Source organism: Massilia sp. LjRoot122 (genome assembly GCF_964252725.1).
GTDB lineage: Bacteria > Pseudomonadota > Gammaproteobacteria > Burkholderiales > Burkholderiaceae_D > Telluria.
Genome location: NZ_CAXUPB020000006.1, coordinates 17,377 through 38,502 on the forward strand (window position 1 = coordinate 17,377; position 21,126 = coordinate 38,502).

Here is a 21,126-nt window from a genome sequence, read left to right on the forward strand (position 1 = left end):
TACTGTACCGGCAAGGACATTACTTGATTAGCCGATATAATCGGCAAGACCCTATTAGCTCACCTAATGAATAATGCGAGAAAACCTCAATGACCTGGTAGCGTTCGTGACGGTTGCGCGCGAGGGCAGTTTCACGCGCGCGGCGGCACAACTGCGCGTCTCGCAGTCTGCGCTCAGCCAGACGATCCGCGGACTGGAAGAGCGTTTGGGACTACGCTTGCTGACCCGGACTACCCGACGGGTCGCCCCTACGGATGCCGGTGAACGCCTGCTGGCAACAATTAGTCCCCGCCTCGAAGGGATCGAGCAGGATCTCGCTGCACTGAGCGACCTTCGCGACAAGCCCGCTGGAACCATACGAATCACGGCCTCGGAACATGCAGCCAGCTCGATCCTGCTGCCGCGGCTGGCGGCGCTGCTGCCCAGCTATCCGGACATCAAGGTCGAAATCAATACCGACTATCGGATGGTCGACATCGTTGAACAACGGTTCGACGCCGGCGTACGGCTTGGTGAGCATCTGCAAAAGGACATGATCGCGGTTCGCGTCGGGCCGGATGTGCGGATGGCGGTCGTTGGGGCGCCAGATTATTTCGCCAAGCGCACGGCACCCGAAAAACCTCAGGATTTAACCGCACATGACTGTATCAACGTACGTCTGCCCACGCACGGAGGCCTGCTCCCATGGGATTTCAAGAAAGGAACGCGGGAACTGAACGTGCGAGTCGAAGGACAAATGACCTTCAACGGCTTTCCGCAAGTGGTCGATGCGGCGCTCGCAGGGATGGGACTGGCATTCGTGCTGGAGGATGTAGTGAGGCAGCACATTGCAGACGGGAAGCTCATTCGCGTGCTGGAAGACTGGTGCGAGGTGTTCCCTGGGTATCACCTCTATTACCCGAGCAGGCGTCAGCCCTCGCCAGCCTTCGCACTCGTGGTTGATGCTCTGCGTTACCGCGACATGTTTCGAATTCAGGGCAGCTGACATGATGCTTATATGGACCGCAACCCGCAGCTGTTATAGCTCAGTACGCAGCGCGAACAGTTCCGGGAACAGCACGACGTCGAGCATCTTGCGCAGGTAGCTGGCGCCCTCGGTGCCGCCGGTGCCTTGCTTGAAGCCGATGATGCGCTCGACCGTGGTTACGTGACGGAAGCGCCAGAATCGGAACGCGGTTTCCAGGTCCACCAACTTTTCAGCAAGTTCGTACAGTGCCCAGTGTTGCTCTGTATCCTGATAGACCCCGAGCCAGGCGGCCTGGACGCTGTCGTCGGCTTCGGCCGGCCGGGTCCAGTCGCGCGCCAGGCGTCCAGGAGCAACCGCAAAGCCGCTGCGCGCCAGCAGCATCACCGCCTCGTCATACACCGAAGGCGCATGTAGCTCGCGCTCGAGGATCCCGTGCGCCTCGGGCGTCTTTTCATGCACCGCCAGCAGGTTCGGGTTCTTGTTCCCGAGGATGAACTCGAGCTCGCGGTACAGGAAGGACTGGAAGCCCGACGAGGCGCCGAGGTACGGCCGTATCGCCGTGTACTCGGGCGGCGTCATGGTGGCCAGCACGTCCCAGGCGTGCACTAGCTGCTCCATGATGCGCGCCACCCGCGCCAGCATCTTGAAGGCAGGAGGCAAGTTGTCGTCGCGGATGTTCTGGCGCACCGCCTGTAGCTCGTGCAGCATCAGCTTGATCCACAGCTCGCTGGTCTGGTGCTGGATAATGAACAGCATCTCGTTGTGGTTGGGCGAGAGCGGGTGCTGGGCCGACAGGATCTGGTCCAGGCCCAGGTAGTCGCCGTAGCTCATCGATTCCTTGAAATCGAGTTTCGCGCCGTGCCATTCGGCCGGCTTGGCTGCGGCGGCCGCGTGCATCGGGCAGCCCGGGGTGGTATTCGCTTTGTCGTTCATTCCGACTCCTCAGGTGACTGCGCTGCGCTCGGCCCCCACGTCGTAGGCGCTGCGGTCAAGGATGTCCTTCAGGATCCCGACAGCATCCCACACGTCCGCATAGCCCGTGTACAAGGGCGTGAAGCCGAAGCGCATGATCTCCGGCTCACGATAGTCGCCGATCACGCCGCGCTCGATCAGCGCCGCCATCACGGCATAGCCGTGCGGATGGTTGAAGCTGGCCTGGCTGCCGCGTCGCGCATGTTCGCGCGGCGTCACCAGGCCGAGCGGGTGACTAGCGCAGCGCGATTCCACCAGTTCGATGAACAGGTCGGTCAGTGCCAGCGATTTCTCGCGGATCGCTGCCATCGTGGTCTGCTCGAACACATCCAGCCCGCACTCGACCAGGGCCAGCGACACCACCGGCTGGGTGCCGCACAGCGCGCGGCCGATCCCGTCGCAGGGCGAGAAGCCGTGCGCCATGGCGAACGGCCTGGCATGGCTCCACCAGCCGGTAAGCGGATGGGCAAAGTGTTCCTGATGGTGCTGCGGCACCCAGATGAAGGCCGGCGCGCCAGGACCGCCGTTCAGGTATTTATAGGTGCAGCCGACCGCGAAGTCAGCCTCCGCCGCGTGCAGGTCGACCGGCACCGCGCCGGCCGAATGGGCCAGATCCCACACCGTCAGCGCGCCGTTGGCATGGGCATGCCGGGTCAGGTGAGCCATGTCGTGCTGGTAGCCGGTGCGGTAGTTCACGTGGGTGAGCATTAGCACGGCGCAATCCTCGTCCACGGCGGCTGGCAGCTCCTCGGTTGAATCGACCAGGCGCACGCGGTAGCCCTGCTGCAGCCACTGCGCCAGGCCTTCGGCCATGTAGATATCGGTCGGGAAGTTGCTGCGTTCGGTAACAATGGTACGCCGAGCCGCGTTCGGGCCGCCGGCCTGCAGGTGCAGGGCGGCGGCCAGGGCCTTGAACAGATTGAGCGAGGTGGTATCGGTGACCACCACTTCGCCCTCGCGCGCGCCGATCAACGGGGCCAGCCGGTTGCCGAGGCGCTTGGGCAGGTCGAACCAGCTCGCCGTGTTCCAGCTCCTGATCAGGTCTTCGCCCCATTCGCGGGCGACCACGTCCTGGGCGCGCTGCAGGGCGGCCTTCGGGCGGGCGCCGAGCGAATTACCGTCCAGGTAAATCACACCGTCGGGCAGGTCGAAGCGCTCGCGCAAGGCGCGCAGTGGATCGCGTTCGTCGCGCGCCACACAGGCTTCGCGGGAGATGTTAATTGCTGTCATTTAGGGCCCTTACCGAAAGAGGAGCAGGATGGCGCGCACCGGCTAGTATCCATGCGAGCGCATTTTGGTAGCTTGGAGATTAAATTGCCTCCGTGCGCAGTATCAGCCAGTCAAGTGCTGCGCCACTCACGTGAGGGGACAAGCGATCGCGCACGACCGCGTGATAGCCGTTCAACCAATTGATTTCGTCAGGACGTAGCAGCGTCAGATCAAGGCAGCGTGTATCGATCGGACATAGGGTGAGAGTCTCAAAGCTCAGGTATTCGCCGAATTCAGTGCTCACCAGCGGCCGGTTGAGGACCAGGTTTTCGATTCGAATACCCCAGTGGCCTGGCCTGTAGATGCCCGGTTCGATCGATGTAATCATGCCCGGCTCCATGGCCGTGTGCGGTCCCGGGGGCGCCCAAGGCGAAATGGAGTGTGGACCTTCGTGAACGTTGAGGAAGTAACCGACGCCGTGGCCGGTACCGTGGCCGTAGTCGATGCCGGCGGCCCAGATTGGCGCGCGCGCGATCGCGTCCAGCAACGGGGCACGGGTACCGCGCGGGAAACGCGTGGACGACAGGTTGATCAGGCCTTTAAGCACCAGAGTGTAATCGCGCCTCTGCTCATCCGACGGGCTACCCACGGGGATCACGCGCGTGATGTCGGTCGTGCCACCCAGGTACTGTCCGCCCGAATCGATCAGCAACAGACCGTTACCCTCGATCGCAGCACAGGACTCCTGGGCGGCGCGGTAGTGCATGATCGCACCGTTCCCGTTGAAGCCGGCAATGGTTGCAAAGCTCGGGCTAACGAAATTCGGTCGGCGTGCACGCGCAGCCGTGATATGGGTGTCGATATCGAACTCATTGAGCGGTGTACGGCTCTGGTCGGCGAGCTGTGGCTCGAGCCACGAGAGAAACTCGCACAGCGCGGCCCCGTCCTGTTCCATGGCGGCCCGCACGTGGACCGCTTCCGATTCCAGCTTTCGCGACTTGGCAAAGGTAGTCGGGTTGATGGCTTCGACAACGCGCACACCGTCGGGAACCGCAGCTCGCATGCCGGCCGTTACGCGGTTGGGATCGATCAGCAAAACCGCGTTTTTTGGCAACGCGGCCAATGCTTCGGCGGCGTCTGAATACGGAGCCAGGTCCACCCCATCGGCTTCCAGCCGCTCCCGTACGCCGGTTGGAATCTTGCCGCTGCCTACGAATAAGCGTGTTCGTTCCGGTGTAACGAGCGCATGCGCAAGAAACACCGGATTGAAGCTCACATCCGTGCCGCGCAGGTTGAGCAGGTAGGCAATGTCATCCAAGCTCGAAATGAAGTGATGCGTGGCGCCCAGCTTCGCTAATTCTGCACGGGTCGCCTTGAGCTTGTCGAGACGCACCATGGTGGCATATGGCGGCAAGTGTTCGAAGACCGGCTCCGCCGGCAGTGCCGGACGGCTGGTCCAGACTTCGTCAAGAAGATCAATGTCGGTGCGTAGCGCGATTCCACGCGCAGCCAGCGTATCGGACAGCAGCCGCGCTGCGGCCAAGCCCAGTACGCGCGCGTCGACCGCCACTGTGAAGCCCGCAGGCACGTTGGCGGCAAGCCAGTCCACGTGCATCCGCCCTGCGGCGGCGCCCGAAATCTTCATCAGTACAGTCTCCGTGCCGGCGAGTTCATTCTCGGCCTGGGTCCAATACCGGCCGTCGGTCCACACCCCCGCGAAATCCAAGGTAGCGATAAACGTGCCGACTGACCCGGTGAAGCCGGACAGCCATTCGCGTCCCTTCCAGTGTGCCGGAAGATATTCGGACAGGTGGGGGTCACTCGACGGCACGATATAAGCATCGATACCGTGACGCTTCATTGCTTGACGCAACTGTGCAAGATTTGCCGCAATGGCGGATGGGTTATCGATGATGCACATGGCTCAGTAAATCGTTCGGGAAAAAGGAGGAAACCTTGATGTTTGGTTTGAACAAACAAAAGCACGAGTGATGCAAGGACTTACGCAGCTTTACTGTATTGCCGCAATTTTTCCTCGACATAAGCGAGTGCTTTGATTGGCACGGCGTTGAGTTGTTGATCGTGGTTGGTGAGCAGGCGCGCGAACAATTGGAAAGCCGCTTGATCAAATTGAAAGCTGCCATCTGAGCCAGTGCCAAGTGCCGCAGCCGCCGCCGCTTCATATTCTTCGATTGGCTGGTTGGGCGAATTGCCATAGCCGAGTTGCTGCAATACTGCTGTTGCCAGTGCAACCCGCATGAGAAGCTGAAGTGACATAAGCGATCCGTTACCCGTCCGCAAAGCCTCCAGCTGAAGGTGGCACTGCAGGGAAAAGCCATCGCGAACAGGCTTTGGTAAGGGTAGAAGCTCAACCCTGTCTGCTTTTCGTTGGATATGCGATTGACGCAAACGCAAGGTCCAATTGTTCACATCATCTCCATTGATTTTCTTGGTTAATTCAACGCCATGACATCAGGAAGGCCGCCGGGCCTCTCGATGAAAACTACCCTCTTGCGTGGTCAGTCGTCCGTCAGCCGCATTCAGCTTTCATGCCGCAAGCCGAGTTCTCGGTTTGCAGGTACGGCGACGTCGATTAACTTCGGCTTCGGCAAGTCGAGACGTTTCATCAGCTCAACAAAGTCGTCGGCGTTGCGATTGGACAGGCGCCGGTTACAGCGCTTTTCCCAGCCAATGGTCGAGACACAGCGGCCTTGATAGTCGTGACCTGGCCATACCCTTGTCGTCTCCGGCAAGGAAAACAATTTGGTGGTGATGCTTGTATACAAGGCTTGGGGGTCGCCACCCTGGAAGTCGGTTCTTCCACAGCCATCAATCAGAAGGGTGTCGCCGGTGAAGACATTGCCGCGCCAGAGATAGCACATGCTTCCCGCAGTGTGCCCAGGCGTATGCAAGGCGAGGATCTCTTCATCCGCGCCGAACCGGATGGTGCTGCCGTCCTCCAACTGGACGTCCGCGCCGGCGATGCCACATCCCCCAGGGACGGCAGCGCTGGCGCCTGTACGTTCACGCAATCGTCCAGCCGAGGTGACGTGATCCGCGTGAGTATGCGTCTCGAGTACATAGGCAAGCGTCAGACCCAGGCGCTCGAGGTGCTGCAAGTCGCGTTCGAGGTGACGTGCCACCGGATCGATAATGACCGCCTGGGTGTCTCCAGGAGCGATGAGGATATACGTAAAGGTGGATGACTCAGTGTCGAACAGCTGTATTGGAATGGTGTTCATGTAAAGCTCCTCAAATGCGACTTACGCAATTCCCGCCATAGGAAGCCAGGCGCGCACCAGCATGGCCAAGGCAACAAGCGCGGCGAGGCCGGCAAAGCATTGTTGAATACGGGCGCCTGCAATGCGGGAGGCAATGGCCCGTCCTCCCAGCATCCCTGCGAGCGTTCCTGTGCAAAACGGTAGCGCGACCGTCCACTCCATATTTCCACTCGCAACGTTGATCCCCACCGCATACAGCGAAACCAGGAAAATCACCGCCAGCGAGGTGGCAACCGTTGAACTCATCGGTAAGTCCGTATGTCGCTGAAGTGCGGGGACGATCACGAAGCCGCCACCGACACCGAGCAGGCCGGAGAGCAGGCCAGCCGCTCCGCCTGTACGCGCCAGCGCGCGTGCACAGGAGGTAGTCCAGATGAAGCGTCCGCTGCATGTACTGCGTATGCAAACCGGCATTCGGACCTTGTCGCTGCTGCCGCCGCGGGATTTCTGGTAGCTCTTCCAGGCCACATCGAGCAGCACGAAGGCGAACAGGACGACGAGCCAGCGATTATCGATACGTTGCGCCAGCCAGAGTCCGAGCGGGGCAAGCAGCATTCCCGCTCCGGCGATCAGGAGCGCTGCCCGATAGCGCACTATCTGCACCCTGAGCCCAAGCATGGCACCCAGACCAGCGCTCAAGCCGACGGCGACCAGACCGATCGGTGCCGCTTGTGCCATGCTGATTCCCGTGAAAAAAACCAGTAGCGGCACGGCAAGGATGCCGCCTCCAGCACCAGTGAGCGCGAGGACCAGTCCAACTGCAAGGCCTAGGACAATGGCGATCATGGACCGCTTCGCCACTTCGTCGGCAAAAGCACGCCGCGCCTGGGCTCGCGATGAACCCGGCGCAGGCAAAGCGGGGCACTGTTCAAGCTGCTGCCTTCTCAGCGTCGAACAGGGGAAGGAGTTCGACGACGTCGAGCCCTGCCAGGTCCTGGTTCACATTACCGACGAAGGCCGCCCGATGCCCCGGGTTCCGGCTCAGCCATTTATCCACTGCAGCCTTGACGTCAGCTTCCGTGCAGGTGAGCACAGCCTTCCGGAAACGCGAGCGGTCGACTGGATCGATTCCGCGGCGCTGCAGATTAACTGCAGCAAGGACCGCGTCGAAGGGTGACAGCGGGCGGTCCAGGCCTTTGATAACCGAGATGATTGCTTCCTCCACCTGTTCGGTCGAAAGCTCGGTTTCAAGAAGTGCCTCGACCGCACTTGAAAAGTCGGCATAGGTTCCCGCCAGCCGAGGGTCGCGGTACGACCTCATCGTAAAGATTCCGGCACTGTAGGCATAGCCGGCTGCGCCACCATAAGCGCCTCCCTTTTCGCGGATGGCGGTATGCAGGAAGCGCTGCGTCAACAGTTCGGCTGCCACGGCCAGAGCGCCAGCATCGGCGTGGCTTTCATCGGGTACTGGCCAGGCGATATTGCAATGATTGACCTGGCTTGGCGCATGCAGGGCATATTCTTTGCCTTGCTGACCAGTGCACAAGACGCGGGACGGTGCGACGTCTGAGCCCATCTCGCGTGAAATCGTGGAGCCAGGAACGTTAATCAATTCAGCCAGTCGTTCCGCATCGTCGCCGCTTCCTGCGCAAATCACGGAAACGGGGCATGCCGTCACGAACGCATGGATTCTCTCCAGTTGCCGGGCAACCTGTGCAATTCCATCGTCCGTTGCGACCTGACGCTGGATACGTGCCACGAAAGGTAGGTAGCCAATGCCTGCGGTGGCGTTTTCGAAGTAGCGCAATTCGGACCCGGATGCGGCAGCCATCAGGCCGGCATATTGATCGCCTGCTTGCGCCAGGTTCTTCAGTCGCTGTTGGCCGGTCTGCGTACACAGGAACGCGATCCGCGGGAATTCATCGAAACGCGGGCTGCCAATGTAGGCGTCGAGTACCTCGGTAATGCCCGTGTGTTCTTCGCGCAACCCGCTAGCCTGGAAACTGAGCGCCAATTTGAGGGAGCCGTCCGACAGCGCTGGTGCAAGATGCAAGCTGAATGCAGGCGTGCGTTGTTTGCGCCAGGCATCGGCTTCGTCATAACTGCGGTTTGCCACTCCAAGGTCGCGGCGCAAATCGACATACAGCTGCAGCCACGGCCAATCATGCTCTGGCAGGGAAGAGACATCGTATTGCACGCGAGCATACGAAATGCCATTGGAAGCGATTGAAATCGCCTGCTTGTATCCCAAGCCTGCGGCGACGTCAGGGAGCAGCCGCGGCTCAGTCGAAACGTCGCATGGCCGGATGCGGGGGAGCAGCGATGTATCGGTCTGCTGGCGCTGCTGCTCCAGCAAAGCAGCGTTTTCGGCATCGATGCGGCGCCGTTCCTCGTCGTTCAGGCTTGCCGCAGCGCGCGCCAGGCGCTCCGTTTCTGCGAGCTCGCGCTTGGCAAAATATTCCGGATCAGGCACGATCGTTGCAGTCAGGCGGGCTGGTGAATCGATCAGCGCGCGCACCATGTTTTTGAAGAAATCGGGTTCGGCAATCTGCCGGTCGAGCTCGACAAGCGCGCGTTCGCTGTCGAATGCACTCTGCACATCACCGCCGCGCATCGCCACCGGCACTGCTTCCAGCATGCGGGCCAGGACGTTCGGCATCCGGTTGCTCGAGGTGTCGCGTTGGCGATAACGCGTGTCGCGGAGCGCTGCGCGTAGCACCGCCTCCGGTACGCCTCTTTTCGCAGCTTGCTCCAGCGCTTCCCAGATACGGATCTGGGCGTCGGCTACCTGATGTTGTTTCAGGCCTTCCATTCCAAGGTGGAACATCAGCTGCCGAGGGTTTGGATCCATGCCGTTGATTCGGGAAGGGCGGCCATAACCGGCCGATTCCATGGCCTTGCGTACCGGCGCCGACGCATCGCCAAGCAGGCCGGCTTGCAGCAGTCCCGCTTGATGGTAGTCCGCGCTGTGTCCGGACTCGCCGATAATCCAGGCGAACTGCACACCGTACCCGTCATCACGCCCCGCTTGGGCGGGAACCTTGACCGAGGCCTGGCGCGGCGATTCAACGCTGGCCAGTTGAGGAGTTTTTAGCGGAGCGATGCCAGTCAGCCTGCTCAGGACGCGTTCGCCGATGCGCTGCTGGATTTCAGTTGCAGGGATCGGGCCAGCCGTCATGAATACCGCTTGGGACGGATGATAGTGCTCGGCATGGAATTTCTTGAGCTCAGTATGGGACAGGTCCGGGATGGCGAGCGGGTCACCGCCCGAAACCACTTCATAAGTCGTCCCCTGAAGCAAGCCAGTGAGAATCCCCTGGTATAGCGCACGCCCAGGATCGGCAAACGCGCCCTTCATCTCGTTGAACACCACGCCCTGGTAGGTCAGCTTGTCCCCGTCGAGACTATGGCGCCATCCCTCTTGCAGAAACGTCAGGTAATCAAGCTTCGGGAAGAAGGTCGCGTCCAGGTAGACGTCGAGCAAATTGAAGAAATCACTGGAATCCGTACTGGCGAACGGATAGACGGTGCGGTCGGCATAGGTCATCGCATTCATGAAGCTCGCTGTGGAGCGTCGCATCATCGAAAAGAAGGGATTGCGGACCGGATAGCGTTCCGAGCCCGACAAGGCCAGGTGCTCGAGGATATGAGCGCGTCCATCACTGTTCTCTGGAACAGTCGGGAAAGCAACAAGGAAGGCCATGTCGTTCTGATCGGTTGCCAAATGGACATGGCGGGCACCGGTCGAGGAATCGCGGTATTCCTCCAGGTTTGCCTGGAGCGAGGGGATGGAATGGGTGCGTAATAGTTCGAATGGGCTCATGATCGCTCGTTGATGGCGGCGCGGCGGCACGAGCCGCCGGCAAGTTACTCAGGCAGCTTGCAGCAGTTCTAACAGAATGTTTGCCGCGTACGGATAGGAGGCTTTATCGGCGTCGCGATCGATGCCGTTCTTCAGGCGGACCAGGCGGTCGTCTTCCGGATAGTGCTCGGCAAGCAGCTCAAATACAGTCAAGGTCTTCTGTAGTTCCGGCTTATCTTTGAGATATTTGTCGAATAGTTCTTTCAGGTGGGCCCGCAATGTCGGTTCGTACTCGGGACGCCAGCCGGCATCGAGCGCCGCCAGCTCTTTGCGTGCGACAGCCCAAGTTCGGAGGACGTCATACACTGCAGCCGGTGATGTTGCAGGATTCCATGCCGCAGTTTCAGCGCAGGTTGATAAAGCTCGCGGCATCGCATCGACCACCTCATCGGTGGCAGCTGTCGCGGCGCGGCGCGCGGCGCGCCAATCCTGCGGAGTCACTGGCTGTTTCGTTGCCACACAATGATGAAGCCGTTCCACTTCGGCAAGCGCTTCCGAAGCAGCGCCGGCTGGCAGCGCAATGCGCCCCTTCAGGTCGCCCAGCAAACGGAGAATGAACTGGCTGCCCAGCGGTTCCAGATCCGCGCCAGGGGAAATGGCCGAAATGAATCGCGCGCCGAATGCTGCGGCAGTTTCCACATCGCCTGAATGCTGTGCGATTTTATCGGCGACCACAGCCAACCATTGTGGCAGGCCCAGTTCGGATTCCCATTGTGATGCGTCCGGGCTTTCGAGCAGGCAGCCTACGAGGCTGCCTTTTTCGCCTGTCCACGCGAAGGCGCTCGGGACGATGCTTTTAGCTTGTTCATGCTTGCCCAGCCTTGCGAGCAGTCGTGACTGCATGTCACTGCTTCCGTGGAGTGCTGCAATCATTATTGCGACTCCAGATGTTGGTCGATCAGGGCAGCCAAGCGCGTTTTGGACGTCAGGCCCAGCAAACGCTCGCGCTCGACACCGTCGATAAACAGTACCAGGCTGGGCAGACCGCGCACGTTGATTCTCTTCGAGAGGTCAGGATTTTCGTCGGCGTTCACTTTGACGACGCGGATCTCCGGATACTCGGCAGCGACATCGTCAAGGATAGGGGCAAGCGCGCGGCATGGAGCGCACCACTCGGCCCAGAAATCCACCAACACCAAGCCGCGTTGTTGGAGCACATCGGCGTCGAACGATGCTTCGGTTGCGGTAAGGATAGTTGAATTCATTGAATGCTTTCTCATTATGAACGGATGTACGAAACCAGCCAGGGCAGAATAGCAGCCCGGGCCAGGTGAGATCAGGACGGAAATGGCGGGATTCTGTCAGGCGTTCTGACAGATTTTTTCAGTACGGATATCGGTGTGCGGCTGGACGTCCAGCACGTGGTTATGGAACCTGCTCAGTTCGGCACGATGCGCCACGCTGATGATTGCTGCCTTCGGCAATCGTTCAGTCAACGCCATATACAGGCGCGTTTCCAGGATTGGGTCGAGAGCACTGGTCGCTTCGTCAAGGAACACGAAGTCAGGGCAGTGCAGTAAGACACGCGCAAACGCCACCCGTTGCTGTTCGCCGCCAGAAAGCTGCTGCTGCCAGTTATCGTATGCGTTCAGGTCAGGAATCCGTTGGTCGAGTCCGCAATAGGCAAGCACCTGACGACAATGCGCGTCGTCGTAGGCGTCCGGTGCTTCTGGATAACACATTGCAGCCTTAAATGAGCCTGTGGGGAGATAACTACGTTGTGGCACAAACATTACCTTTGCGCCTTGCGGAATTGTCACACTCCCAGAACCATAGGGCCACAAGCCAGCCAATACGCGCAATAGGGTGCTCTTGCCAGCGCCTGAAGGCCCGCGCACCATCCAGCGCTCACCAGGAGCGAAGCGCAAGGAGCCGACTTCAGTCAGCGGGCGCATCAATGGATCGAGTACCGCCAGCGGCCCAGTCGTGAGTGCTGCAGACGGCTTCCGCATGACGGCGAACCCGCTCTTGCGCTGCTGGGCCTTGTGAATCGCCCATTGCAGGTCGCGCACCCGGTTAGCATAAGCCAACCAGTTGGCATAGCTCTGGTAGGCCTGGCTAAAGTAGCTCAACGAACTACTCAACATCCCATAGGCGCCGGCGACTCGAGTAATTCCGCCCATTGTGAGTTCGCCTGCCAGGTAGCGCGGCAGCGCGGCAAGCACTGGCAGGCCGGTAAACAGGTGACTATAAACGGATGAGGTCATCATCACTTTGGCTTGACGCTCAATGAGCGAAACCGTATTGGCGCGAATGCGCGCGAATAGCTTGGTGAGCCGTGAGCGCTCGGTCGCGGCGCCTCCGTAGAACGCGATCTGTTCAGCGTTCTCTCTCACCTGCATTGCGCCGAAGCGGTAGTCGGCTTCAACCCCTTGCCGTTCCATATTCAAGCCGATCAGGCGCTTGCCGACCCAGTGGATCAGGGTAAGGCTGCCGATGTTGTACGCGAACGCGATGAACACCATGTAGCCAGGAATCGCAAATGCAGTACTACCAACGTTGAATTTCATAATCCCAGACAAGCCCCACAGAAGAGCTGAATAGGTCACGACGTTCACGATCACATTAATGAAACTGAGTGACAGCGTGAGAGTCTGGTCGGTGAACAACTTGACGTCTTCCGCGATCCGCTGGTCGGCATTCGACAACACCCCTTCACGTTCGATATCGTAGAAGGCGTGCGCCTCAAGCCATTCGTTCTGCAGTTTGTCCGTCAGCCACGTACGCCACTTCAGGTCGATCAGGTTCTGGATTGCGGTATTAATGACCATAATCATCCCGATACTTACACCGGCAGCAACACTGAGCGCAAGAACTGGCCAAATTTTTTCCCAACTCATAGTGAGCAAGGCGTCGGTAACCTGGCCAGAAAGCTTGTTTGCCCAAACGTGCAGCGATACCCCCCCGAACATGATCGCCAACACCATGCCGAGCATCAAATAGGCCTGCCAGCTCCCGGATTCGCGCCAGAAGCCGAAGATCAGAGTCCTCAGCGGCGGCCGGGGAGGTTCATGCTTGTTGTGGTCGTCCATATATACTTTCCGCTACTGAGGGCGTTCTTATTTAAAGCTATGTTTTACGGTTAACATGAATTCACGTCCGGGCAATACCGGCACGAATGCGTTACTGACCGTGGTTGCGTACAGGGTGCGGTCAGCCAGATTCTTTACGCCCAAGGTCATGACCCATGGGCCGCGCTTGTAGTTAACGCTGGCATCGATCTGGGCCTGGCCAGGAACAATGAACTGCTCGGTTGCATTTGTGTTTCCGTATGCCCAGCTATTTGCACTAAGGCCCACGCCGATGCCGAGTCCTTTCAGGGCGGGAGACTGGAAATCATAAATCGTCCACATACTCATCTTGTGCTTGGGTTGCCCAGCGAACGCCGTTGTCGTAAGGGTGACATCCTTGCTTCGGGTGTAGGTGTAATTGAATACAGTTTCCAGGCCTGGCGCCAGACGACCCTGGGCGTCGATTTCCAATCCCTTGGTGCGCTGCGCTTCCCGCACGTCATAGCAGTTTCCAGCACGGAAGAAAACAAGGCGATTGGACTCCTGCATCGAGAACACGCTGGTGGTCAACGCCAGGCGACTGTCGAGCAGGTCGAATTTTGCCCCGAGTTCGCGGCTACGCGTCTCTCGCGGTGGCACGATACCCCCACCACAGCGCAGCGAAGTCTGCGGCAAGAAGCCTTCCCCATAGCTGGCATATAAGGCAGTCTGGTCGTTAAGCTGATAGACCAGGCCGGCGCCAGGAGTGGTCGAGTAGGACTTCGAGCCGGGTTGGAACGAAACCAGATTGGATGGATAGAACGTGCTTGAGCTGTCGTCCAAGGTGTACCGATTACGCCGCAGATTGACCAGCAAGTTCCACTTCTCGTAAGACATCAGATCCTGCAGATAGGCTGCTTGCTGTCCCAAGCCGTTGTTCCCATCGCTGCTTGGATTCGCTGCCCGGTCACGCATATCCTGAAATTCGAATGGCGTGGATTCGTACACTGGAACGGAATACGAGGTTCCCGTTCGTGCATGCTGCTTGAAAGCGAAACTTGTATGGTTGAGTCCAACGGAAAGTTTGTGACGTACCGGACCTGTTTGAAGGGCGAGTCGCAAATAGTGGTCGCCGCTCGTCGTTTCGTCTTCTCGGATAGTACGTCCCGAAAAGAAGGTCATGTTTGGCCGCGGGGCATTGGGTTGGGCGCCTGGCGCATAGCTCAAGCCGGCAGGCGTCGGCACGTGGAGATCGAATTCACTGCGTGTGTACTGCGTGCGGCTGATCAAGGTCGCATTGTTAGAGAGGCGCTGCTCGAGCTGGTAGGATACTTTGCGGTTGAGGGCATCGAAGCCATCGTCCGGATGGCCCAACAGGCGGTCCGGAACCGGCAGGATGACCCCGTCGCGGCGTGCAAAGGTGTATCGCATCAGAGGCGTATGGCCTTTGTTGAATTCGGCATTAACGATGAGATCGGTGTTCTTGTCCTTCCATCGCATCGCCTGCATGAATGACTTTTCGTTGCGACCATTCATTCCAGCGTCGCTGCTGCTCGCATCGGCAATGCTGGCAACCGTACGGTAAGTCAAGCGCTTGTCAGCCGTGATCGCGCCCGACAGGTCGACTGCGGCCGTTTTGTCATTGTGCGTGCCATATTGCAGCGTCACGTCCCTGATCGGCTCGGCCTGAGGCTTTTTTACAACGATGTTCACGCTGCCACCGAGCGAGCCCGAGCCTGACAGGATCGCTTGCGGCCCCTTCAGCACTTCGATACGTTCAACAGCATAGACTCCGCGAGTTGTTGCAGTGCTGTCAGTTACACCATTCGAGTTGCTGGTGGCGGCGAAACCACGAATTGTGAAGGTAGTGGTGCTTTGCGGCGACTGGTTCAAATACATTCCGCTCACATTGCGCAGTGAGTCGGTCAGGTTGGTCGCCTGCTGGGTTTCAAGCACCTTGCCGGTAATCAGAGTGACACCGCCGGGAACAAGATGCAGACTCGTGCCGCTTCGTGTTGCGGTGTCGGAGCGGCTCGCTTTGAAACTGGTTTCTGCTTCGTCGCGTTTTGCTGTCACGACGACTTGGGTGGCAGGGGTCACCGCCAAGGTGCCCACGCCATCCTCGTTCAGGATATAGCCGGTTCCTGCCACTGCCTGGGCGATCGCAGCCGATGCACTCAAATTCCCGCGCACCGCGTTGGCGCGCCCCTGCTCGACATCCTTACGGATAAAAGCGATGGGCCGGCCACTGGTTGCGGCAATTGCGTCAAGCGTCCGCGCCAGGGACCCTGACGACAGGTCATACCAGTGCACGGACTTCGAAGCAGGCGCTTCCACAGTCGATTGCGCGTAAGCGGGGAGCGCTCCAGTCAGGGCAAATGCACTGGCGAGGGCAGCAGGAAGAATCAACATGCGGGGGGCGAAACTTGAATCCGTGCGATACATGGTAGACGCCTTGTCGTGGGTGGTTAGTGTTTCCTAATATAATTCGATAATTTCTGTCATACTAGCGTCATATCAGTACAGTCACGACGCATATTCGCCGTCGCGTACTGATGTATTTATCAGTACGGAATTTAAAGATCCAGCGCAGGAGCTCGCATGCCCCGGGGACGTCCCAGTCATCATCCCGTTGTCACCCTAAACAAACAGGCGCTAGACCAAATCACGGACCAGCATGACCGCTTATCGCTGGTCGACCGCATTTTCGACATGGTGGTCGCCCAGATACAGGCAGGCAGGCTGACCGCGGGCCAGCGTCTTCATTCGGTTCGACAGCTTGCCGATGCCTGCGAGGTCAGCCGCGATACCGTGGCGCGCTCTTATGACAAGCTGGTAGCACACGGTCATCTGGAATCGCGGCCCGGTTCGGGTTTTTTCGTAAAGCTCAAGGGACGGCCGGCGCGCAGCAACGTCGAAAGCCCAGTCTCCCAGCCCTTACCGGAATGGTGGCGCTTCCGGCTGGTACAGCCTGTTAGCGGACTGATCAGCACTAGTGGAGTTGGCTCCTTGCCGCCGGAATGGCTGGACGAGTCAGGTTTGGGCAAGGCAATGCGTGCCGTAGCGCGCGCGAGCGTGCGTAATTTGACAGGGTATAACGATCCCCTTGGCTATCTGCCCCTTCGCCAACAATTACAGGCGAAACTGCGTGACGTGCAAATCGAGGCGCCGGTATCGCGCATTATGGTCACGTCTGGAGCCACCCATGCACTTCACCTGGTCGTGCTGTCGCACTTGCGTCAGGCCGGCGAGTTCGTGCTGGTCGAGGATCCAGGGCCCTTCCTCACACTCGACCGTCTGCTTGCTGCCGGCTTGAATGTGCTGTACGTGCCACGCGAGGCGGACGGCCCCAATATCGAAACGCTGCGCGAGCACTGCGTACAGCATCGACCGAAATTCTATTTCTGCAGTTCTGTACTGCACAGTCCAACGTCAAGCCATATCTCACCCTACAAAGCCTACCAAATCTTACGGCTTGCAGAGGAGTTTGACTTTACGATCGTTGAGGATGATACCTATTCCGACCTGATGCCAATCGGAGCCGCGGCTGGAGCGGGGGCTACCCGTTTGGCCAGCCTCGACCAGCTCGAGCGGGTGATTTACGTTGGTAGTTTTTCCAAGACAATCGCTCCGGGTTTACGCCTTGGGTATCTATGCGCAAGCCAAAAAATCATCGATTGGCTGCTCATCTACCGGACGGTGACTGAAATTGCCGGGGCTTCCGCCAACGAACGCGTCGTCTATCAGCTCCTGTCGCAGGGAGGGTATCGCCATCATTGTGCTCAACTGCGTGGCCGGCTGGACGAATGCCGCCAGCCGGTAATGGATCAACTGTCCGCGATTGGCTGCACGTTCGATCAGCAGCCGAACAGCGGCATGTATGTGTGGGCTACGCTTCCCGGCGAACCCAACGCCCTGACGATAGCCGACGAGTTGTCGAAGTCCGGCCACCTGACGGCGCCGGGTGAGCTTTTTTCGCGCAAAGCGGGCAACCGGTCCAAGATGCGTTTCAACGTTAGCCGTACCCTGCACAGCCCGCTCCTGCCGGCCTTGGATCACTTATTGCAGGTGCACAGGAGACGCTAATTCCGCCCGGGTGGATCGGTTTCAGGCACTTGATGTCGCACCACCGCTCACATGGATGCCGCGCTTTTGCACCAACGCATCCTGAGTGGGCGCTCGCCCTCTGAATTGGAAAAAATTCTCGTCAGCAGGGCGGCTGCCTCCCACTTCCAGTACCGCACGGCGGAAGCGTTCCCAAGTTTGATCGTGGAGGACGCCTGCTTCTTCGAAGACACTCCAGGCGTCGGAGGAGAGCACCTCCGCCCACAGGTAGCTGTAATAGCCGGCCGCGTAGCCGCCTGCAAAAATATGAGAAAACGTGTTGGCGAAGCGGTTATAGCCCGGCACCGGCATCGGTGCGACCTCAGCGCGTACCACGTCCAGCAGCGCCCGGACATCATTCGCGGGGACCGGCTGGGCGTGCAGCATTATGTCGAAGAGTGCGAATTCGATCTGGCGCAGTAGCGTCAGGCCACTCTGGAAGTTCTTCGCTGCCAACATCTTGTCGAACAAGGAACGTGGCAGGCTGTTGCCGTTATCGACGTGCATGCTCAAGCTTTCGATCACCTCCCATTCCCAGGCAAGGTTCTCCATCAGCTGGCTGGGTAACTCGATGGCGTCCCATTCCACTCCAGAAAACCCTGATATGCCACGCTCGTCCACGGTCGACAACATGAAATGCAGCTTATGCCCGAATTCGTGGAACAAGGTGACCAGTTCTTCATGGCTGATCGAAGCAAGGCCTTGCTCGTTCGGAGTGGCAAAGTTGCACACCACTGAAGCGAGGGCGGTGCGGACCTGCGCGCCCTGACGCCAGCGCGCCTGCAAACCGTTCACCCATGCTCCGCCCCGCTTGCCCGGCCGCGCATACAGGTCGAGATAGAACACCCCTAGTTCGTCGCCATGCCGGAACATGCGGTAGGCGCGAACACTATCGTGCCATGTCGGCACGTCGTCGCGAACGATACACACATCGAACAGGCGCTGTATGAGTGCCAGCAGGCCGTCCAGCACATGCTCGACGGAAAAGTAGCGCTTGACCTCGTGCTGGCTGAAGTTGTAGCGAGCCTGGCGCAAACGCTCGCTGACGAAGGGCAGGTCCCAGGCTTCCAGTTGATTGAGCTGCAGCTCATTACGGGCGAATACGCGCAACTCCTCGATTTCCCGATCAGCCGACCCGCCGACTGATCTGGCGAGCGCGTGCAGGAAAGCGATCACCTGTTCTGAATCCTGCGCCATCTTCGGCGCGAGCGATACCTGGGCATGGTTTTCCATCCCCAAAAGGAGGGCCCTTTCATGCCGCAGTGCCAGCAGCTCGCGCATCAGGTCCGTGTTGTCGAGTTCATGCGGGCCAAACTCACTGGCACGCGTGGTATAGGCGTGGTAAAGCTTTTCGCGCAAGGATCGATTGGAGGCGTGCCGCATGACCGTGTTGTACATGGAGGCTTGAAGCCCAAGCTTGCAACCCTCCCGGCCGTCTGCGGAAGCCGCCCGGCGTGCCGCCTCGAAGACGTCCGTAGGCACACCGTCGAGCTCACTCGCTTGCACGTAGCAGGCGAAGCGGTCAGTCGCATCCAGTACATTGGTCGCAAAGCGTTGCGACAAGGCGGCGCTGCGATCGGCGATCGCGCCGAAGCGTTGCTTGTCGGCTCTCGTCAGCTCCGCGCCTGACAGCTGCGCTGACTGTACCGCTAAGAAGCACACCCTGGCACGCTGTGGCGACAGTTCTGTATCAGCTGCAATGGCGCGATATTTCCTGCATAAATCCTGGTCACTGCCCAGAGCCGTGTAGAAAGCGGTCACTTTCGGCAGGTAAGCCCGGTAGCTTTCCCTGAGCGCCGGGCTATCTGCGACCATCTGTAGGTGCGTTACCAGGTTCCAGCCGAAGTTGAGGCGTTCTACAGGAGCATCGAGTGCTGTAGATACACTCTCGTAGTCGGGCGGAACCGCGTCACCGCGGACGAATGCCAATGCATCGTAAGCGCCTGCAAGCAAGGTCTCGATCGCTGGTCCAATCGATACAGGATCGATAGCGCGGAAATCGGGCAGGCCGTCGAGGGCCAGCAGCGGATTCGTCATGGCAATGGATGGGTAAAGGAATATGACATCTTAGAATCATTTATTCTTTACGATCGGTACAGAAAGCACGACTTCCTGGCCACTGTACGGCGCGATGCTGCGGGACGGTTGGTACGGGCCCGCTCTACACATCCGTACTGCTATTCCTGTCGACACAGGCTGACGGATTTCTCTCAGGGCGTACCGTCAGCGCAGTCCAGCAGGCACTAGCATTAATGCCTCACAAGGAGGCAGCATTGAACATCACATTGAAACCAATTTCGCAGCCAGATGGGCGATCGGAATTATCAGGGACCGCCGCGGGCTGCATCGCAGTGGGCATCCACGAGGGTGGCGTGCTCACACAGGAAGCACGGTCGCTCGACGCTGAAGGCGCCATCACCCTGGCCGTCGAATCGGGGGACATCAGCGGCAAAACTGGCTCGACCCTGATGCTGCGCCAACCTCCTGGCGTCTCAGCGCAGCGGGTACTGCTGGTTGGATTGGGAAAGAGCGGATCGCTCGGTGAGAAAGCTTTTAGGAGCGGCGTACGTGACGCGCTGCACTGTTTTTCCAAGATTGGTGCGCGCGATGCCGTGCTCGCCCTGCCATTTGAACAGGTCGAAGGCCGCGACCTTCATTGGGCCTTGCGCCATGTTGTGCAGGCAGTGCACGACATGGATTATCGGCCTGACAGCCTGAAAAGCGAGAAGGACGCACGGCCGGCCGGGATACGCGATCTTGTTCTCCCGTTGACGCCGACAGATGCGGCCCGCCAAACCCTGGCACAGGCCGAAGCAATGGCCAAGGGCAGCATATACGCTCGCGAGCTGGGCGATCTGCCTCCCAATATCTGTACTCCTACCTACCTGGTCGGACGCGCCCAGGCGCTTGCTCAGGAGTACGGCTTTGGCCTCCAGGTTCTTGGACCCAAAGAAATGGCCGAATTGAAAATGCACAGCTTCCTGGCGGTCGCCGGCGGTAGCGAAGAACAACCCGCGCTGGCGGTGCTGCAGCACCGCGGCGGAGAAACGGGGGATGCGCCGATCGTCCTGGTCGGGAAGGGATTGACTTTCGATTCAGGCGGCATCTCGCTCAAACCCGGCGCATCGATGGATGAAATGAAGTACGACATGTGCGGTGCGGCGGCGGTTCTCGGTGTGTTCCGTGCACTCGGAGAACTGAATCTCCCACTGAACGTGATCGGCATGATCGCAGTATGCGAGAACATGCCCTCCGGTCGCGCGGTCAAACCCGGCGATATCGTGACGTCGATGAGCGGTTTGAGTATCGAGGTGCTGAATACCGATGCAGAAGGTCGTCTGGTGTTGTGCGATGCGCTCAGTTATGCGGCGCGCTTCAAGCCGCGCGCCTTGATCGATATCGCCACCCTCACCGGAGCATGCGTCGTCGCCTTGGGACACCACAACAGTGGTCTGTTCACCCGGGCAGATGCCCCGCACGAGGAGTTGGCGGCCGATCTGCTTCAGGCTGGTCGCGAAACCGGTGATCCCGCATGGCGCATGCCGCTCGACGATGTGTACGCCGAGCAGCTCAAATCCAATTTTGCCGACCTTGCCAATATCGGCAGCCCTGGTGGCGGCGCCGTAGTGGCAGCAGCCTTTCTCGAGCGCTTTACGCGTGGCCAGTTGTGGGCGCACCTAGACATCGCAGGAACCGCCTGGCGCACCGGCAAGGACAAAGGAGCGACCGGGCGTCCGGTGCCTATGCTGACTCACTACCTCTGCACGCGCGCGGGCGGGCAGTCCACTTGAGGAAATAACG

The 21,126-nt window shown here is 59.5% G+C and carries 15 protein-coding genes; 3 read left to right on the forward strand and 12 right to left on the reverse strand.

Annotation, left to right across the window (positions count from 1 at the left end):
• Positions 1-73: 73 nt before the first annotated feature.
• Positions 74-985 carry a LysR substrate-binding domain-containing protein gene (locus ACSQ25_RS25810; protein WP_436108594.1) on the forward strand — a complete coding sequence of 304 codons (912 nt, stop codon included), beginning with the start codon at positions 74-76 and terminating at the stop codon, positions 983-985.
• 33 nt (positions 986-1,018) lie between these two features.
• Here the strand turns inward: ACSQ25_RS25810 and kynA are convergent, their stop codons facing one another.
• The 11 genes from kynA to ACSQ25_RS25865 form a co-directional block, all read right to left on the reverse strand.
• Positions 1,019-1,900, reverse strand: a complete 882-nt coding sequence (gene kynA / locus ACSQ25_RS25815; protein ID WP_436108595.1) for a tryptophan 2,3-dioxygenase — start codon at positions 1,898-1,900, stop codon at positions 1,019-1,021.
• A 9-nt stretch (positions 1,901-1,909) separates the two neighbouring features.
• Entirely contained in the window at positions 1,910-3,169 is a 1,260-nt protein-coding gene (kynU, locus tag ACSQ25_RS25820) for a kynureninase (RefSeq protein WP_436108596.1), read from the reverse strand.
• A 79-nt stretch (positions 3,170-3,248) separates the two neighbouring features.
• Positions 3,249-5,069 (reverse strand): aminopeptidase P family protein, encoded by a 1,821-nt coding sequence (locus tag ACSQ25_RS25825; RefSeq protein ID WP_436108597.1) that lies wholly within the window; start codon positions 5,067-5,069, stop codon positions 3,249-3,251.
• Between the two features lie 80 nt (positions 5,070-5,149).
• Positions 5,150-5,578: a Fis family transcriptional regulator gene (locus ACSQ25_RS25830; protein WP_436108598.1), complete on the reverse strand. Its 429-nt coding sequence runs from the start codon at positions 5,576-5,578 to the stop codon at positions 5,150-5,152.
• Between the two features lie 110 nt (positions 5,579-5,688).
• Positions 5,689-6,390: an MBL fold metallo-hydrolase gene (locus tag ACSQ25_RS25835; protein ID WP_436108599.1), complete on the reverse strand. Its 702-nt coding sequence runs from the start codon at positions 6,388-6,390 to the stop codon at positions 5,689-5,691.
• A gap of 21 nt (positions 6,391-6,411) precedes the next feature.
• Positions 6,412-7,215 carry a sulfite exporter TauE/SafE family protein gene (locus tag ACSQ25_RS25840; RefSeq protein WP_436108600.1) on the reverse strand — a complete coding sequence of 268 codons (804 nt, stop codon included), beginning with the start codon at positions 7,213-7,215 and terminating at the stop codon, positions 6,412-6,414.
• Between the two features lie 82 nt (positions 7,216-7,297).
• The gene (locus ACSQ25_RS25845) at positions 7,298-10,192 is read right to left on the reverse strand and encodes an insulinase family protein (protein WP_436108601.1); all 2,895 of its coding nucleotides are present in this window, start codon (positions 10,190-10,192) and stop codon (positions 7,298-7,300) included.
• Positions 10,193-10,240: 48 nt separating this feature from the next.
• Entirely contained in the window at positions 10,241-11,104 is an 864-nt protein-coding gene (locus ACSQ25_RS25850; protein ID WP_436108602.1) for a hypothetical protein, read from the reverse strand.
• On the reverse strand, positions 11,104-11,436 hold the full coding sequence (gene trxA, locus ACSQ25_RS25855; protein ID WP_436108603.1) for a thioredoxin: 333 nt from the start codon (positions 11,434-11,436) through the stop codon (positions 11,104-11,106). Before trxA ends, ACSQ25_RS25850 begins: the two co-directional genes overlap by 1 nt.
• A 96-nt stretch (positions 11,437-11,532) precedes the next feature.
• Positions 11,533-13,263: an ABC transporter ATP-binding protein/permease gene (locus ACSQ25_RS25860; RefSeq protein WP_436108604.1), complete on the reverse strand. Its 1,731-nt coding sequence runs from the start codon at positions 13,261-13,263 to the stop codon at positions 11,533-11,535.
• A 27-nt stretch (positions 13,264-13,290) separates the two neighbouring features.
• Positions 13,291-15,666 (reverse strand): TonB-dependent siderophore receptor, encoded by a 2,376-nt coding sequence (locus ACSQ25_RS25865; RefSeq protein ID WP_436108605.1) that lies wholly within the window; start codon positions 15,664-15,666, stop codon positions 13,291-13,293.
• Positions 15,667-15,822: 156 nt separating this feature from the next.
• Here ACSQ25_RS25865 and ACSQ25_RS25870 point away from each other — a divergent pair, with 156 nt between their 5' ends.
• Positions 15,823-17,307: a PLP-dependent aminotransferase family protein gene (locus ACSQ25_RS25870; RefSeq protein WP_436108606.1), complete on the forward strand. Its 1,485-nt coding sequence runs from the start codon at positions 15,823-15,825 to the stop codon at positions 17,305-17,307.
• Positions 17,308-17,328: 21 nt separating this feature from the next.
• On the opposite strand, the gene ACSQ25_RS25875 is transcribed toward ACSQ25_RS25870, so the two are convergent.
• On the reverse strand, positions 17,329-19,362 hold the full coding sequence (locus tag ACSQ25_RS25875; RefSeq protein ID WP_436108607.1) for a M3 family metallopeptidase: 2,034 nt from the start codon (positions 19,360-19,362) through the stop codon (positions 17,329-17,331).
• Between the two features lie 236 nt (positions 19,363-19,598).
• On the opposite strand from ACSQ25_RS25875, the gene ACSQ25_RS25880 reads away from it, so the two are divergent.
• The gene (locus ACSQ25_RS25880; protein ID WP_436108608.1) at positions 19,599-21,116 is read left to right on the forward strand and encodes a leucyl aminopeptidase; all 1,518 of its coding nucleotides are present in this window, start codon (positions 19,599-19,601) and stop codon (positions 21,114-21,116) included.
• Positions 21,117-21,126 lie beyond the last annotated feature (10 nt).

Excerpts from the sequence above, each read along its gene's own strand:
- ACSQ25_RS25810 (WP_436108594.1), top strand. The coding sequence starts at position 74 with ATGCGAGAAAACCTCAATGACCTGGTAGCGTTCGTGACGGTTGCGCGC.
- kynA (WP_436108595.1), bottom strand. The coding sequence starts at position 1,900 with ATGAACGACAAAGCGAATACCACCCCGGGCTGCCCGATGCACGCGGCC.
- kynU (WP_436108596.1), bottom strand. The coding sequence starts at position 3,169 with ATGACAGCAATTAACATCTCCCGCGAAGCCTGTGTGGCGCGCGACGAA.
- ACSQ25_RS25825 (WP_436108597.1), bottom strand. The coding sequence starts at position 5,069 with ATGTGCATCATCGATAACCCATCCGCCATTGCGGCAAATCTTGCACAG.
- ACSQ25_RS25835 (WP_436108599.1), bottom strand. The coding sequence starts at position 6,390 with ATGAACACCATTCCAATACAGCTGTTCGACACTGAGTCATCCACCTTT.
- ACSQ25_RS25840 (WP_436108600.1), bottom strand. The coding sequence starts at position 7,215 with ATGATCGCCATTGTCCTAGGCCTTGCAGTTGGACTGGTCCTCGCGCTC.
- ACSQ25_RS25845 (WP_436108601.1), bottom strand. The coding sequence starts at position 10,192 with ATGAGCCCATTCGAACTATTACGCACCCATTCCATCCCCTCGCTCCAG.
- ACSQ25_RS25850 (WP_436108602.1), bottom strand. The coding sequence starts at position 11,104 with ATGATTGCAGCACTCCACGGAAGCAGTGACATGCAGTCACGACTGCTC.
- trxA (WP_436108603.1), bottom strand. The coding sequence starts at position 11,436 with ATGAATTCAACTATCCTTACCGCAACCGAAGCATCGTTCGACGCCGAT.
- ACSQ25_RS25860 (WP_436108604.1), bottom strand. The coding sequence starts at position 13,263 with ATGGACGACCACAACAAGCATGAACCTCCCCGGCCGCCGCTGAGGACT.
- ACSQ25_RS25865 (WP_436108605.1), bottom strand. The coding sequence starts at position 15,666 with ATGTATCGCACGGATTCAAGTTTCGCCCCCCGCATGTTGATTCTTCCT.
- ACSQ25_RS25870 (WP_436108606.1), top strand. The coding sequence starts at position 15,823 with ATGCCCCGGGGACGTCCCAGTCATCATCCCGTTGTCACCCTAAACAAA.
- ACSQ25_RS25875 (WP_436108607.1), bottom strand. The coding sequence starts at position 19,362 with ATGACGAATCCGCTGCTGGCCCTCGACGGCCTGCCCGATTTCCGCGCT.